This window comes from Aquimarina latercula DSM 2041, assembly GCF_000430645.1.
GTDB lineage: Bacteria > Bacteroidota > Bacteroidia > Flavobacteriales > Flavobacteriaceae > Aquimarina > Aquimarina latercula.
Map to the genome: position 1 here is coordinate 1 of NZ_AUMK01000013.1, position 16548 is coordinate 16548.

Annotated in this window: 15 protein-coding genes and 1 tRNA gene; 8 read left to right on the forward strand and 8 right to left on the reverse strand. The window is 33.6% G+C overall.

Annotated elements, in window-relative coordinates:
* From H526_RS29115 to H526_RS0112830, 8 genes are all read right to left on the reverse strand, one after another.
* A partial coding sequence (locus H526_RS29115; RefSeq protein WP_035085522.1) for a beta strand repeat-containing protein occupies nucleotides 1-2415 on the reverse strand: 2415 nt, incomplete at its 3' end.
* 67 nt (nucleotides 2416-2482) lie between these two features.
* The gene (locus H526_RS0112800) at nucleotides 2483-3055 is read right to left on the reverse strand and encodes a phage tail protein (RefSeq protein ID WP_027393365.1); all 573 of its coding nucleotides are present in this window, start codon (nucleotides 3053-3055) and stop codon (nucleotides 2483-2485) included.
* A 32-nt stretch (nucleotides 3056-3087) separates the two neighbouring features.
* Complete coding sequence (locus H526_RS0112805; RefSeq protein WP_027393366.1) at nucleotides 3088-3465, reverse strand: hypothetical protein; 378 nt, start codon at nucleotides 3463-3465, stop codon at nucleotides 3088-3090.
* 8 nt (nucleotides 3466-3473) lie between these two features.
* Nucleotides 3474-4433 (reverse strand): methionyl-tRNA formyltransferase, encoded by a 960-nt coding sequence (locus H526_RS0112810; protein WP_027393367.1) that lies wholly within the window; start codon nucleotides 4431-4433, stop codon nucleotides 3474-3476.
* 223 nt (nucleotides 4434-4656) lie between these two features.
* The gene (locus tag H526_RS0112815) at nucleotides 4657-5094 is read right to left on the reverse strand and encodes a retropepsin-like aspartic protease (protein WP_027393368.1); all 438 of its coding nucleotides are present in this window, start codon (nucleotides 5092-5094) and stop codon (nucleotides 4657-4659) included.
* Nucleotides 5091-7694 (reverse strand): CHAT domain-containing protein, encoded by a 2604-nt coding sequence (locus tag H526_RS0112820; protein WP_027393369.1) that lies wholly within the window; start codon nucleotides 7692-7694, stop codon nucleotides 5091-5093. The genes H526_RS0112815 and H526_RS0112820 overlap by 4 nt, the downstream gene beginning before the upstream one ends.
* The gene (locus H526_RS0112825; RefSeq protein WP_035085524.1) at nucleotides 7675-9654 is read right to left on the reverse strand and encodes a PKD domain-containing protein; all 1980 of its coding nucleotides are present in this window, start codon (nucleotides 9652-9654) and stop codon (nucleotides 7675-7677) included. The genes H526_RS0112820 and H526_RS0112825 overlap by 20 nt, the downstream gene beginning before the upstream one ends.
* Nucleotides 9655-9812: 158 nt before the next feature.
* Nucleotides 9813-10856: a hypothetical protein gene (locus tag H526_RS0112830; protein WP_051336145.1), complete on the reverse strand. Its 1044-nt coding sequence runs from the start codon at nucleotides 10854-10856 to the stop codon at nucleotides 9813-9815.
* 131 nt (nucleotides 10857-10987) lie between these two features.
* On the opposite strand from H526_RS0112830, the gene H526_RS0112835 reads away from it, so the two are divergent.
* The 8 genes from H526_RS0112835 to H526_RS0112870 all read left to right on the forward strand — a co-directional run bounded on the left by H526_RS0112835 (nucleotide 10988) and on the right by H526_RS0112870 (nucleotide 16534).
* On the forward strand, nucleotides 10988-11575 hold the full coding sequence (locus H526_RS0112835; RefSeq protein WP_027393372.1) for an RNA polymerase sigma factor: 588 nt from the start codon (nucleotides 10988-10990) through the stop codon (nucleotides 11573-11575).
* A complete protein-coding gene (locus tag H526_RS0112840) occupies nucleotides 11572-12309 on the forward strand; it encodes a tetratricopeptide repeat protein (RefSeq protein ID WP_027393373.1) in 738 nt (245 codons plus the stop codon). Before H526_RS0112835 ends, H526_RS0112840 begins: the two co-directional genes overlap by 4 nt.
* 92 nt (nucleotides 12310-12401) lie before the next feature.
* Complete coding sequence (locus H526_RS0112845; RefSeq protein WP_027393374.1) at nucleotides 12402-13190, forward strand: TatD family hydrolase; 789 nt, start codon at nucleotides 12402-12404, stop codon at nucleotides 13188-13190.
* Nucleotides 13191-13249: 59 nt separating this feature from the next.
* A complete protein-coding gene (locus tag H526_RS0112850) occupies nucleotides 13250-14284 on the forward strand; it encodes an asparaginase (RefSeq protein ID WP_027393375.1) in 1035 nt (344 codons plus the stop codon).
* Between the two features lie 66 nt (nucleotides 14285-14350).
* Nucleotides 14351-14438, forward strand: a tRNA-Ser gene (locus H526_RS0112855).
* Between the two features lie 82 nt (nucleotides 14439-14520).
* On the forward strand, nucleotides 14521-15315 hold the full coding sequence (locus tag H526_RS0112860) for a MotA/TolQ/ExbB proton channel family protein (RefSeq protein ID WP_027393376.1): 795 nt from the start codon (nucleotides 14521-14523) through the stop codon (nucleotides 15313-15315).
* A gap of 114 nt (nucleotides 15316-15429) precedes the next feature.
* The gene (locus tag H526_RS0112865; protein ID WP_027393377.1) at nucleotides 15430-15924 is read left to right on the forward strand and encodes a phosphoethanolamine transferase domain-containing protein; all 495 of its coding nucleotides are present in this window, start codon (nucleotides 15430-15432) and stop codon (nucleotides 15922-15924) included.
* A 1-nt stretch (nucleotide 15925) separates the two neighbouring features.
* Entirely contained in the window at nucleotides 15926-16534 is a 609-nt protein-coding gene (locus H526_RS0112870) for an ExbD/TolR family protein (protein ID WP_027393378.1), read from the forward strand.
* Nucleotides 16535-16548: the final 14 nt, after the last annotated feature.

Below are 16548 nucleotides of genomic sequence, written 5' to 3' on the forward strand. Positions count from 1 at the left end.
AAAGGTATCATCGCCACCATTCGCAGTTCCACCATCATCTGATAGTACAACGTCTACTGTTGCTGTTCCATTAGCATCCGCAGCAGTTGTATAAGTTAGATTTCCAGTTGCATCAATAGCCGGTTGAGCGCTAAACAATGCATTGTTATCATTTGTTACTGTAAATGTTAATGTTTGTGTAGCGTCGGCATCTCCATCATCGATAGCAGTTGCCCATCCATTTACAGTTTGTGCACCTGCATCTTCATTAATTGTTTCATTAGCACCCGCAGTAAAACTTGGTTCATCGTTTACTGCGTTTACAGTAATAGTAAATTGCTGTGTTGCAAACGTATCATCACCACCATTAGCAGTTCCTCCATTATCCGATAGTACAACATCTACTGTTGCAGAACCATTAGCATTCGTGGCAGGAGTATAAGTTAGATTTCCAGTTGCATCAATAGCCGGTTGAGCGCTAAACAGTGCATTGTTATCATTTGTTACTGTAAATGTTAACGTTTGTGTTGCGTCGGCATCTCCATCATCGATAGCAGTTGCCCATCCATTTACAGTTTGTGCACCTGCATCTTCATTTATACTTTCATTTGCTCCAGCAGTAAAACTAGGTTCGTCGTTAACGGCATTTATGGTTATTGTAAATTGCTGGGTTGCAAACGTATCATCACCACCATTAGCAGTTCCTCCATTATCCGATAGTACAACGCTTACTGTCGCAGATCCATTAGCATTTGCAGCAGGTGTATAGGTTAGATTTCCAGTTGCATCGATAGCCGGTTGAGCGCTAAACAGTGCATTGTTATCATTTGTTACTGTAAATGTTAACGTTTGTGTTGCGTCGGCATCTCCATCATCGATAGCAGTTGCCCATCCATTTACAGTTTGTGCACCTGCATCTTCATTTATACTTTCATTTGCTCCAGCAGTAAAACTAGGTTCGTCGTTAACTGCGTTTACTGTTATTATAAATTGCTGTGTTGCAAACGTATCATCACCACCATTAGCAGTTCCTCCGTTGTCGGAGAGTACAACATCTACGGTTGCAGAACCATTAGCATTTGTGGCAGGAGTATAAGTTAGATTACCCGTTGCATTAATAGCTGGTTGTACACTAAATAAAGCATTGTTGTCATCTGTTACTGTAAAGGTAAGTGTTTGTGTAGCATCTGCATCCCCATCATCAATGGCAGTTGCCCATCCATTTACGGTTTGTGCACCTGCATCTTCGTTAATAGTTTCATTAGCACCTGCAGTAAAACTTGGTTCGTCATTTACTGCTGTAATATCAAAAGTTACACTTGCGGGACTAGATGTATCCGTACCATCATTAGTAGTAAACGAAATTGTTCCAGCATTAGTGCCGTTAAGATTTGGAGTCGGTGTAAAGGTTGCGGCATCTAGCGCAGCATTAATATTTGCTAAGGTTCCTGCAGCGGTAAAACTAGCAGATCCATTACCACTACCGCCAAAAGTAATTCCTGCTGTACCTAATGTAACCGTTCCACCTGTAATGGTAAAAGTTACAGTTTGATCATCTCCATCAGTATCTGCGACCAGAATATTATCTGCTAAAGCAACATTAATAGCGTCTTCTAATACTGTTGGTGCGGATGGCGCTGTTGCTATTGGAGCGTTGTTACTCGTAGCAATCGACCCTTCAGAAAAGACAATGTCATCAATCGCGACTTCTTCGCTAGCAGCATTAAAGTCGGCTTCTATAATAAGTTTGACTTTACTTCCAATGTACGGTACTAAGCTAAAATTGATTGTTTGTTCACTTCCTTCTGTAAGTTGTCCGTCAATATCGTTTCCCGTAGCGTTATTTCCCCCTTCTGTTCCATCCCCATCAGAATCTACAATTGTTACGAAGTTTGGGTTGCCATCAACTTGTAATGCTACAAAAAAACGATCATTTGCTCCATCAGTATTTTCATAAGTAGCAGATCTTATACCATATTTTAGACTCAATTGAGGATTTATGGTACTTGAAAGATCCACTTCGTCGAATTCTATTTGAATTGTACCGTCTGGATCTTCGATCATAAATACATTCCCTGATCCAATTAAGAAACCAGCTGCTCCGGTTGTAGATGGCGCACCATTTTGAAATGTTGTCCCTGGAACCACTCCAATTAGATCACCATCTGATAAACCTGAACTTCCCGAAGTACCAGTTCTGGTAGCTATAAATCTTGTTTTAAAACCTAATTCTGTAGATCCATTTGTTCCAAAAACGTATTCTACCGTTGGTTGACTAACATTATTAGAAAGTTGATGTGTGGTGGTATTAGGATCAGAGTAAACGGCAGAAACTGCCGTGGGTTCAGAAAAATTAGTGCCGACTTGACTATAACAAATACTTGAAATTAATCCAAGTGCAAACGGACATAATATTTTAAGTAGTATTGTTTTCATTTACGTTTTGTTTGTATTAAATGTAAGCTTATTTTTTTGAAAAACAAGCTTACATGGGATTAAAACATTAATTTCTGGAGGGGTATATTCCCTGATAGCAAATAATATAATTGCAAGATTGAAAAGGTGCCCGATTTTCATGAGATTGATTTCCTCCCGTTAATCCAACAGATATATTTCCATCGATACTAATGCTATTTGGCCCCATTTTAATAGTTCCATCAGGAGCTGTGCTATTATATATAGTTGGTGTTTCTGCAACTCCAAAATATCTGCCATTTGGATCAGCGGAATCCACATCTTCTTCATTTGCATTGATGCTTGCAGATAAGCCATTTAATGTTGCTGTATGGGTGTGCGTTGGTATTTCTAGTTGATTTAAGGTTACAAATTCGACCCCTCCTTTAGCACCTATGTTATAAGGTTGTAATCCTGGTCCACTACCGCTACCGATTACAGAACGACCTCTTAAGTCAGGTAAACCAAAACTTGTTCTTCCATCTCCTCCGTAAATGGTTCCTATAAGAGAGAAAAAAGCATTATACTGTGATATAGATAATAATTGTCCCTGACATAAAAACCAGTTTCTTGGAGCCCAATTAGGTCCCCAAGGCATTATTTGCCCTATTGTTCCTTCCATAATTGTATGTATTTAGTATTTATTTTTATTTGTTATATTGCTAGATTCATTTTTGTTTCAATGCTAAGTTCTCTAAGTTTAATTTGTACCAATGAACCATTATCAGTGTTTAAAGTTGAAGTTCCCAATTTGTCTATTTCAAGGTTCAAAACACCATTTCCTTCGTATCTATAGTATGCCTCAGTTGTTATTGCTCTAATTAAAACTCCCCAAGTTTCGGTAATATCGGGATGACCTTCTAATTTCTTATCTCCTAGATCAATAAAGTTTAGAGTTCCTATTCCAGGAATTTCTAAAAGAAGACTTCCTTGTTTTTCAAAAGTTGTTTTTCCCCCATCTTTAGCTACTGTTTTAGCATTACTTGCAGGTACATTATAGCTATAATTATTGGTTACATTTAATGTGTACATAGTATCGATTATTTGATTATTAATTCTTTTTTTTGTTCAAAATTGCTTTGAAAGTAATGCCCTTGCTTTATACCTAGGTGAACATATTTAGCTCCAGATAAAACACCTGCATCCGAGCTGATTATATTTATTCTTAATATTTTCCCGTATTTGCAGTATACATATAGTCCTTCTTGAGGATGTGCATGTACAATTTCTCCAGCGGTTTTACCAAATATGGGTTGACTATCTACCGGAGAAACTTCTATTATTTTTATCGGTGATCCTTGGTAGTAAGTGGTTACTCCACCATATTTGGGATTACAAGCATTCACCAGATTTTCTATTTCGTCAGCAGTTTGTGTCTCCCAAGATATTGTGGTATCTTTTTCGGTAGGTCTGTTATAGTATGCTATTCCTTCATTCGATTGTAATCTTAGATTTTTAGCATCTACTATTAGTTCTAATGCTTTTTTAGTTAGCTCGCCAAGCATGTAACTCATTTTAGAATTAGCCATTCCCAACGTTTCGCCGGGAATTATAGGAACAGGTTGTTCTAATAGAATTTTACCAGTATCCCAATCCTTATTCATTTGATGAATAGTAATTGCAGTTTGTTTTTTTCCTTGTTTTATAGACCAGAATAATGGATCAGGGCCTTTATTTTCAGGTAATTTCCCAAAATGTACATTTAAGAACCCGTATGTTGGAATTGCCAAAATATCTTCGGGGACCTTAATAGAAAAACCACAAACTAATACTAAATCAGGATTTTTATTTTTTAACCATTCTCTAAAATCTGTATGAATATTTTGTTTGTTAATTCTATATGTTTCATATCCTTCATTTTGTATGGAATTGGACCAAAAATTGTTTGAATTTTGTCCTACCAACTCTTCAAAACAGATAGCGCTTAACATTTCATTTTCAGAAAGATATTTGTAGATAGATAGGCAAATTGGAAATGCTCCGATGAGAATTGTTTTCATAAATAGATAGTTGTAATTTTCCCTTTGAATCAAAGTTATGTGAAGAATAAAAAATATGGTATACGTAGAATCACCTGAATTTAAAAAAATCCTATTAAGCAATTCTTTGTGGTGAAAAATACTTAGGAGTGTATTCTTGTTTTAAGAAAGTTTAGGAAGATCGGTTAAGCTAACCAGACAAATATGTAGTAGAGAAAAATGATCTAATAAGTGGAATGGTAGGTTATTTTAAGTATACGCACTTTCGTTCGTAATCAATTACTGCTTTTCCTTTTTTTAAAATATCAGCGCCAATTATTCCATCAACAGGTTCGGCTTGATGAGCGGTTAAAGCAGTATTTACATGTGTTAGATCAAATAAAACAAGGGAAACATTGTTTTTTGACCATTTGCCTAATTGTAATGTGTTTTTTTTAGAAAGTTGAGTAACCATATCGGTCGCGCCAGCACCAGCTGCTTTTACATCACTATCTTGAGCAAAAAGATTAAATTTTTCCACAGCATCAAAACCTACACATGAATTAGACGCTCCCGTATCTAAAATAAAATTTCCTTCTATACCATTAAGCTTTGCTTTTACCTCAAAATGATTTGTTTTGGTGTATACAAGTCTGATACGTTGATATTCTTTGTTAATTAGGAATTGGCGTAGTGTAGTCATTTTATTTTTTGTCGGATCGCAAACAAAAATAGTATAATTAATAAGAAAACACCTGTTATCCAAATCCAGTTATAATTGGTTGAGGTTGGAGTCTGGTATGCACCATAATAAATGAATGCAGCCCAGTAATACGGTGATTTTTGAATATTAGAGATTTTTTTAGAATTGAGATAGTCTAATTTTGCGTTATGTAATCCTTCTGCGTTCGAATTAGTAGCGTATAGTTTTTGGTAAAAATAGTTCATGAGTTCAGAAGTAGTTTTGTCATTAACCTTCCACAGCGAAAATAACACGTTAGGAACTCCTGCATACTGAAACCCTCTACCGATACTCAAAGGTCCTTCTCCCGAAATTAGAGTACCTATGCCAGTTTCGCAAGCACTAAGAACAACTAAGTCTGTTTCTAATGCTAGTCCATATAATTGATTTACTGGGATGTTTTGATTTCTAAATTGTATAGAAGCAGGTCTAGAAAAATTTCCAGCTTCAGCATGGGTTGATAGGTGTAAAACAGTATGGCTTTTGGATTCTTTAAGAAAATTTCTATAAGTCGCATTCTCTTTTTTGAGAAAAGTACCATTAAATTTTTGTTCAATATATTGTTGCTCTTTTATTGAGAAAGGAAGTTCTAGGTTGGTTTTTTCAAAAACAGGAAATATCCCTAATATGCTTCTATCGTTGTTTGTGTTTTTAATAGACCTCACGTATTTACTGGCGGAGTTTTCATAAACCAAAACACTAGATTTTAATAAAAATGGCATGTTTTGAAAACTAAAAGAACTTGTTTTTTTAGTAAGTAATGTTTCAAAAGGAATGAAATTTAACAATCCATCAGGAACAACTAGTATTCTTTTAGAACTTGGGATTTTTAAAATTTTATACACATTAAAACTGCTTTCTGAAAATGAAATCACATCATCGTTAATAGCTGAAGGGGTATTAAAATAGGAAATGTAACTTTTAATAGTTTTTCTAAAATTTTCACTATTACCAATTTTTTGTAAACTGATAGAGTGAGCATCAATTCTAAACTGATATGTGGTTTCTTTTCCGAAAAAATATTCGATTAAAGTAATATCATCTTGTTTTAGCTTTTCTTGGAGTTTTTGAATAGATATGGTGTTATGAGGGGGTAATAGTTCGGGGTATTTTTCTTTTAATATGGTCTTTAATTCCTTAAGCTTAATAGATTTATTGTTATGTAGATTGGTCCATTTTTGAATTTTTTCAATATCAGCGTTATCAGCTTGTTGTTTTTCTTGTAAGATGCTGGTTTCGTAGGATGCAAGTTGATATGTTAGTTGTTTGTTTTTCTTTACTAAAGAATCATTTTTATATGCGGATAGTAATTGTTTTGATAGTTGTGCTTCGTTTACAAAAGGTGCTTTAGAATTATCAGCTGCTTCAAATGCTCTATGTATATGTTTAATGTTTTTGGTTTTCCTATACAAAGAATATAAAATATCTATATACTGTTCCGTCCGATTTCGATTTTGACTGTGCTGAATTATTTTTGTGTCCTGTAATGGATATACTGTGTTTAATTTAGAATTTACTATAAAAGCAGCTTCATAAGACTCAATTGCAAAAATAGGTTTGTTTAATCGTTCGTAAATATATGCTTGTACATCAAGAGTTTTAAGGAGAATTCTGTCTGCAATAAGATGTTTTTTTTTGGGGATATCGTTTTTTTTAGAATATGCAGGTAAAAGAATACTGTAAATTTCTTTTATAATTTCTATTGCTTCGGTAAATGAAGATTTAGAAAGCAAAATATCTACAAAAGCTAATTGTAATTTTGCAAGATCTCTAGTTGTAGTATTTGATTGTTCTAATAGTTGAACTTTTGCTCTGTTTATATAATGCTGAGCATTTTGTATATCGTTATTTTCCAACGCGATTGCTGCTAATAGTTGATAAGCATTAGTTTGCGAAGGATCAATAGCTATTACTTTTAGGGCATAGCTTTGGGCTTTCTCTGGTTCGTTAATATCTAGGTAATTCGTCGCTAAATTGATTAAAATGTTTACGTTTTTAGAAGCAATTTTTTCTCCTTTTTGAAGTATTGTTATAGCTTGTTGGTAATTACTCTGATTATTGTATGCGATTGATAAGTTTGTAATTGCTGAAATTACCTGAGGTAAATTTTGTTGCTGTTCTGCTAAATATAAATAGCTTGTTATTGTGTTTTTTGCTTTTTGTAAATCACCGATTTTAAGATATAAGTTTCCTAAAGGCTGCAGGCAGTTTTCAACAATATCGTAGTTTTTAATGTTGTTGTCTTGAAAAACTTTCCAGGCTTTTTCATAATAGGTTATTGCAACTGATAGATTATTAAAATGTGTGTTATAGTAACCGATATTTGTATTTATTATAATCCAGGCTAATTTATCTTCGGTAGTCTGTAGTTGGTTTTCTTTTGAATTAATTATTTTAGTTAGTCTATTTAAATTAGAAGCGGTAGGATCCGAAAGGAATTGGTCTAATTGATGGTATAAAAAATCCGAAGTTTTGTTTTTTTGCTGTGAATAAGCTGCAAAATCTCCAAAGTATAGTAAAATAAACAGCAAAATGATGCTTCTAAAACTTCCAAATTCCATAGAATTGAATTTGAGAGTTTGGAGTATCAAAATTATAAACATATCGAATTCCAATACTGGGGCCGATACGAACAGCTCCGATATTCATACCTAGGAATACTCCTGTTTGTAGATTTGTGAAACTATCATCTATAGTGTTTTCTACAAAAGAGTTTAGATCTGGATTAGGGTTGAGATCTCCGTTGTTGCCGATAATAAAAGCTTCTCCTGTGGTTTCTTGGTCATTACTGCTGGTCATATCTAATTTTAATTGTAAACCAGCACCCATTGCTAGATAATTATTAAAATTGTATCTAATCGATCCTGGTACGGCGTATATAGATATATTGTTAAATTGATTTAATTCTGAAAATCTTACTAAGTTTCTGGATCCATCTGGATTTATGGTATTAGTTTCAAAATTTTGGATATCATCATAAGAAGCAGAAGAAAATAATAATTCTGCTTGATAGTACATTCGGTAGGATTTAAATGGCGATAGCGTTGCGCCAACGAAGTATTCTCTCTGTCTATTTAATTCAGGAACTAAGATGTAACCGGCTTTTGCTCCGATAGAAATTCCTGGAGAGAATCTAGTGGTGGCATAATTGGTAATAATAGGTTCATTTTTATCGAAATATATTGCTGTTCTGCTTCGGGTCTTTTTTTTATGAAAATTCTTACCAAACTTCATAGAGTACTTTACAAAACCTTTGGTGGAGTCAATCTCCTCTACGTTTTTTTGCTCACTTCCAGGAAGGTAGATTTTATTAAATTGAAAAATAATTTTATCCTTTTTTAGAATCGTATCTAAGCAGCTGTAGTTCACCTCCCGTTCTTTTGGACAAATTGGACATTCGGGATACATGCTATCTATTTTTAAAGTAGACTTGTCAAACATTTCTGGAGTGTCAACTTCTAATTTAATAGTATTAGCAGGACCTTCTCCGTTATTCTGAAATCGTACTTTGAATTTTAGCTTTTTAAACCTTACTAATCGATAATTCATTAACCAGCCATTAGAAGACATTTTATTAGGGTCATGTGAAGTGACAATTTCCATTTCAGTGTCTTTTACAGTATGGTTATCAAAATTATTATCAGGAACATAGACACTTTTTAATGTGACAATTGCACTAGTGTCTTTAATCATTTCTGGAGTGGTTTGCAATGTTCGGAAAATATTTCGTTCCTCTCCAGGTTTCATATCGTCAAACTCTATTATTTGATAATTTCGATATAAAGCTTTTGATTCTTCTAATGTAAGCGGTAGATTTTTTCGTTTAGTGGTGTCCTGTGCAACAAGAGTTTTGTTATACAAAAAAGAAGTGTTGTTAGAAGCTAAAAAAGTATGGCTATCATTTTCAGGAAGATTAGATGAAATAAGATCTAATGGTGTAATTCGTTCTCCATGATGTAACCGAGTATCTTCTAATATGAAATTGTCATTTTTAAATTGACGATCATTATAAAATAAGTAAAGCTTTCCGCTAGAAGCATAATTGTTATTGTTTTTATAGCTAGTAATAAACACCATTTCTTGATTAGGAATTGGTTCACGATTTCGTTTTAATATTAAATCTTGATCTTCTTTAAACGGAGATGTGTTTTCAATGGAAGCTTCATCTTTTGTGTCTGTAATTGTTACAGATTTTGGTCTACTAATGGGCGGTTTTCCATTGTCATAATTATTAGTGGCCCATAATTTAACTGTGTAGGTTTCATTTTTTTTGTAAGAGTGTGTTGGTTTTTCTTTAAAACTATACGTGCCATCACCGAATTCCCAATAATAGGTGTAAAAGGCTTTTGGTGCACCAGCGATTTGATTAAGAACGGGCATTTTTGCTCCATAAATTACTTGATTGCCCTGTATTTCGTGAGATATTGGAGCTATTCTGGCGATAGTGTCATTAATTATTGTTTGTCCATTACAGAAAAAATGAAAAAATATAATGAATATTAAAGCCGCAGATTTGTTCATGATTTTTTGTTAGTGTTAATAAAGATAAACAAAAAGTTAAATCACTTAAGTTTATATCCTTAGTGAATTAAAATTCCGGAAAGTAAACCCTTCCGGAATTTTTGCTGAAATTTGCTGTAACCCCCATTACCTAATATGCATATTCCAGTGTGAGTTTTTTACGGGAGATCGTTTATTAATGCAACTAATGTTGCTTCGGTTCCAGTATTTGTAGTTCCAATTATTTCTAAGTGATTTTCCTCTATAGTAGTTCCTTGGATTGCATAAACATACTGGTCATCTTGAACGGATACGAAAATAATGTGAACTTCTAAGCCTATAGGGATTAATCCGTAATGCTCAGAAAAAAGACCTGTTTCTGGATCATAGATGTCTAATAAGGCTAGCGCAGTAGGTTCTCCATCATAGGATACATATACGTTGCTATTGGTGTTGTCAAAACCTTCTGGTACATCAACTTGTAGCATTGTTTTTGGCCTTGGATCATTATACCAACGATCAATATTTGTCCATCCAAAATTACTAAGAAAACCTCCATATCCGCTTACTCCTTGCCCATTAGGACCTTCTCTTTGCATTGGTTCTAAACCTGCTTGCTCATCTTCTTCCCACACAATATCACATTCTAAATTTTCACCATCGCAGTCATTATCTTCACCATTAAATATTCTCATATCCTCATCAAATTCATCTGCTGGAGCAAAAAGCATAAAGTCATTAGCAAGTTCTAATTGTTCTCCATTTTGAGTTGCGTTTATGTAAAACTCTCCACCTGACACCAGTGTTTCTACATCTCCATTAGGACGTTTTCCATTAGTTGGCATTTTAGTAAGTAACATTTTTGCTTTGTTATAGATTTCAATTAATTCTATATCTACTACTCCTGTTACCGGATCTCCATTTTGGTCTAAAAAACTGTTAGCAGGAAAATATAAAATGGTACCGTCTTCTCCATATACTTCTCCAGCACCTCCAGAGTTTAAGGTAAAACTTTGTAAAGCGTCTTCTCTATTTTCTAATATTTCAGTTTGTAATTCTAATCCTCCTAAAATTGGTTGCGTAATGATAATGTCATTATCATCATTTTTACTACAACTGGCCAATAGCAAAATAGAGAACCCCAAGAATAAAAAATGAGTCATTGTCTGTTTTACTTTCTTACTATTTTTCAGTAAAGTAATTGTTGTACTATTTTTTTTCATGTTTTTTGTTTTTAATATCCGTTTCGGACTTTCTTATTTTTATTGTTTACATCTTCATATCAACACCATTGATTTTTTGTTACCCTTTTTCTTAAAAACTTTTTTAATTTAGTTGTCCAGACAAATCGTTTATGGAAAAAAACCAGGCACATTCAGATCAAAAATATATACAAGCGCTCTTGGATAATGATAGTATCGTGCTTAAAGAGGTGTATCAAAAATTTGCACCAAAAGTCGTTAACTATATAAAAAAGAATAGTGGAGATGATTCCAATGCTCAGGACATCATTCAGGAAACGTTGATTACAATATATAATCAGGCTAGAGAAAAGAAATTAATACTTACTTGTCCCTTTGATGCGTATTTCTTTTTGCTCTGCAAGAGAAAATGGCTTAATGAACTAAAAAAGAATTCTGTAAATAAGGTAACAATTAACGAAGAGGTTGTATCTATAAATGATGAGAGCATGCAGTATGTAGAAGAAACAATGATTTTTGAAGCTAAGAATGCACTTTTTGCAGAGATATTTAACGAATTAGGAAATGCTTGTAAAGAATTGTTAAAAGCAACGTTTACTATAAAATCAATGGAAAAAGTTGCTGAAAAATTAGGACAATCTTATGGGTATGTCAGAAAGAAAAAATCTCTATGTATCGGTCAATTAACAAAAATGATGCAAAGCTCTCTTAAGTATAATAAAATAAAAAACTTGTTATGACCCCAGAAAAAAAATACGAGCTTTTTGAAGGTAAAATTAACAATGAGCTTTCTGTAGAAGAGCAAGAAATATTTTCTAAAATCTTAGAGCAAGATAAATCTGTAGCTGAAGAATTTAGACTTTATAAACGATGGAGCTCTTATTTAGAAGCTAACGTTAATGCTGATGAAGAAAGAGCTGATTTGGAAAATAACCTAAAAAGTATAGGAGAATCATTTTTTGAAAAGAAACAAACTCAAAAAGAAACCAAGGTATTAAAAATTCCTTCTTGGGGATATGCTGTGGCAGCAAGTTTAGCAATTCTTTTAGGTGTGTATACTTTTGTGAAAACGGGTTCCTCATATAATGATTTTGTATCAATTCCGGAACTATCAATCACAGAGAGAGGTGTTGATGATGAGTTGATTAAAAAAGCTGAAGATGCATTTAATTCTGCAGAGTATTCAGAAGCAGAGATACATCTTTCTGAGTTATTGAAAAATGATATTGATAATTCTGAGTATAATTTTTATTTAGGGATTACCTTAGTAGAACAGGATAAGTATAAAAAAGCTTCCGAGGTTTTTGGTAAATTACAAAATGGGAAGTCTGTATATAGGTATAAAGCGATTTGGTTTGAGGCTTTGAACCAATTGAAACAAGGAGAAAAAGATCAATGTAAGTCACTATTGAAACAATTACCTAATGAAGCCGAAGATTATCAGAAAGCCCAAGAGTTGCTTAAACAAATATGATTTAATTTACTATGTATTCGTTTTTAAATCGTAGCATGCTTTAATTGTAATTATGCAAAATTCTTTGTGTAAATTTTGGTTATTTTTGCGGCATGATACTTACCGATACGCATACCCATATTTATAGTGAGTCTTTTGAAGAAGATCAAGATCAAATGATGCAAAGAGCAATTTCTGCAGGAGTAGAACGTTTTTTTGTGCCAGCTATTGATTCGGGATACACCCAATCCATGTATGATATTGAAAAAAAATATCCTAATAATGTATTTTTAATGATGGGGTTGCATCCAACTCATGTTAAAGAAAATTACAAAGAAGAACTTCAACATGTAGAAGAAGAGATAAAAAAACGTTTGGATAACGAGGGTGATCGAAAGTTTTATGCTGTAGGAGAAATAGGTATAGACTTATATTGGGATAAAACTTTTATTAAACAACAACAAGAATCATTTAGATCTCAAATTCAATTAGCTAAAAAATATAAACTGCCAATAGTTATTCATTGTAGAGAAGCTTTTGAAGAAGTCTTCGAGGTCTTAGAATCCGAGAAAGGCGAAGATTTGTTTGGGATTTTTCATTGTTTTACTGGTACAATTGATGATGCCAGACGTGCAATAGGATATAATATGAAATTAGGTATTGGAGGTGTTGTGACTTTTAAAAATGGAAAAATTGATAAATTCTTAAATGAATTTCCTTTAGAACATATTGTTCTAGAAACAGATGCCCCTTATTTAGCACCAGTTCCATATCGAGGTAAACGAAATGAGAGTTCTTATTTAGTTCAAGTTGTAGAAAAATTATGCGATGTTTATAAGAAGTCACCAGAAGAAATAGCAAGCATAACAACCAAAAACTCCAAGGATATATTCGGTATATAGTGAATGTGTTTTAATTTTATTTTTGTTCATTTGTCAGACCAACAAATGGAGGTTTTGCAATGAAGAATTCACCAAATATTTTATTGATTTATACTGGAGGTACTATTGGTATGGTTAAAAATTTCGAAACAGGAGCTTTAGTTGCTTTTGATTTTGATGAGCTACTGCTAAAAATACCCGAATTAAAACAGCTAGATTGTAATATTGAAACTAAAAGTTTCAAAGAGCCAATTGATTCTTCCGACATGGATGTAGAGCGTTGGAAAGAATTAGGTGGTATTATAAATAGTAATTATGAAATGTATGATGGATTTGTGGTACTACATGGTAGTGATACGATGTCTTATACGGCTTCTGCCATAAGTTTTATGTTCGAAAATCTTGGGAAACCAATTATATTCACGGGATCACAATTACCAATTGGTGATCTTCGAACAGACGCTAAAGAAAACTTAATTACTGCGGTGCAGATAGCAGCTTTACAAAAAAAAGGAAAGCCTGTAGTGACAGAGGTAGGACTGTATTTTGAGTATAAATTGCTTAGAGCAAATAGAACCACAAAAATAAATGCGGAGCATTTTAAGGCGTTCCAATCTCTTAATTATCCTACATTAGTGGAATCTGGAGTGCATTTAAAAGTGAACACTTCTTTTTTACGAGTAACTAATCGTAGAAAGAAAATGGTATATCATACACATTTTGATAATAATATTGTAGTGATTAAGATGTTTCCTGGAATAAATGAAGCCATCTTACAGGGTATTTTTTCTTCAGAATCGATAAAAGGAGCAATTATTGAGACTTATGGGTCAGGAAATACAACGACGAAATCTTGGTTTTTGGATATTATTTCTGAACAGATAAAACAAGGAAAACCTGTAATAAATGTGACACAATGTGTAGGTGGAAGTGTGGAAATGGGGAAGTATGATACTAGCGTTGCGTTAAAAAAGGTAGGAGTTATATCAGGAAAAGACATAACAACAGAGGCAGCAATAGCGAAACTAATGTATTTACTAGGAGAAAAATTACCTCTTAAAGTCCTCAAAACCATTTATGAAACCTCATTGCGAGGTGAAATGTCAGAAAATTAACGCCCCAAATTTTAGTAGTTAACATTTTTTTTGTTATTTGCTCAACCATTTTAGGCAAAAATTTTTAGAGAGGTGGCCGAGTGGTCGAAGGCGCACGCCTGGAAAGTGTGTATACGTCAAAAGCGTATCGAGGGTTCGAATCCCTTCCTCTCTGCATTATTATTAAATTTTTAATGGATTTTGTAATATTTTTTTATCTTTAACCCTTTAACTAATTAAAATTAAGAATCAGCGCAATGAAAAGACTATTTTCTATTCTGGCAATCGCAACAGTAATGGCTTTTGGAAATATACAAGCAGCTACTGCTCCAGCCCAGTTAACGGCAAACGTGCAATTATTAATTGCTCCAGTAACAACAACTATTCAGGATGCAGATGAGCCTGCAGCAGCGGAGGAATCCTTTCACCAAAACCTGAAAAAACGTTTTATAGAAGGAGGTCCTAGTTTTATGGGAATCGTTCTTTTATGTTTGATTCTTGGTCTTGCGATAGCAATTGAAAGAATTATCTTTTTAAATTTATCTACTACGAATAGTAAGAAACTTCAACAAAATGTAGAAGATGCTTTAAATAGTGGTGGAGTAGAAGCGGCAAAAGAAGTTTGTAGAAATACAAAAGGACCTGTTGCATCTATATATTATCAAGGTCTTGATAGAGCTGACGAAAGTATTGATGCTGCGGAAAAAGCAGTAGTAGCTTACGGAGGTGTTCAAATGGGACAATTAGAGAAGAATGTATCTTGGGTATCTTTATTTATTGCTCTTGCACCAATGCTTGGGTTTATGGGTACAGTAATCGGTATGATTGATGCATTTGATAAAATTGAAGCAGCGGGAGATATGCAACCATCTCTTGTAGCAGGTGGTATTAAAGTAGCACTTCTTACTACGGTATTTGGACTTATTGTTGCAATTATCCTTCAGGTATTTTATAACTACATTATTGCTAAGATCGATAGTATAGTAAATGATATGGAAGATGCATCGATTACTTTAATCGATATGTTAGTAGCTTACAAAAACAAAAAATAGTAAATGCCTTTTTAGATTTTATTTCAGATTAATAAAATCGATAGAGTATAAAAACATTTATTATTAATTATATAGTTGTTATGTATAATAACAGCTCAGTAAAAAATTAGTCACATGAAAATTTCAAAAATATTATCATACGTTGTTCTCGCGGTAGGTGCAATAGGTGCTATATTATTGTTCTTAATGAATGGTAATTTTACAACACTTATGGATAACTATGGTATTACAGAAGCGAAGGATTTGGTGAAAGATACTTCTTCATCGGCTTTCGCAGAAGCTACTTCATTGGTTAGCCCTATGTACAATCTTACTTTAGTAATTTTTGTTATTATTGTAATAGCAACTTTAGTTGCAGTTTTTTCAGCATTAGCTAAAAACCCTGCAGGTCTTAAGAAAGCTGGTATAGGAATCGTTGCTTTTTTGGTAGTGATTGGTATAGGATACGCTATGGCTGAAGGAGTTGAAACACCGATGAAAGACGGAGAAGTGCTTTCAGCAAGTGGATCTAAATTAGTAGGAACTGGTATTTATGCCTTCTACTTTTTAGCAGCAATAGCTGTCGGTATGATGGCATTATCTGGAGTTAAAAAATTAATAGGTAAATAATATGGCAAGAAGATCAGCACCTGAGGTTAACGCAGGATCTATGGCGGACATTGCATTTTTACTTCTTATATTCTTTCTGGTTACTACAACCATTGATACGGATAGAGGTATTAGTCGTAAGTTACCACCGCCTTTGGACGAAACCGTTGAGCCTCCAATTCTTAAGCAAAAAAATATTTTTGTGGTAGAATTGAACAAAAATAATGACCTTTTAGTAGAGGAAGCTCCAATGAAGTTGGAGGATTTACGTGCTGCTGCTGTTGCCTTTTTGGATAATGGTGGAGGAAGCGGTGATGAAGCTTGTAGCTACTGTAAAGGAGAAAAAAGTCCAAGTTCTTCGGATAACCCGGAGAAAGCTGTAATCTCTCTACGTAATAACAGGGAAACTAGTTATGGTACGTATATAGCTGTGCAAAATGAATTAGTTGCGGCATATACAGAACTAAGAAATAGAGAGTCAGAGCGATTATATGGAAAGTCATTTACTCAGATGGAATCAGAACTTAAGGATGTGAATTACTCAGGTAGTAAAGACAGACTTAAAGATCAGATTAAACAGATACAGTTAATGTTTCCTGAAAAACTATCTGAAGCAGAACCAAAGAAATAAGTAAAACATAAAAA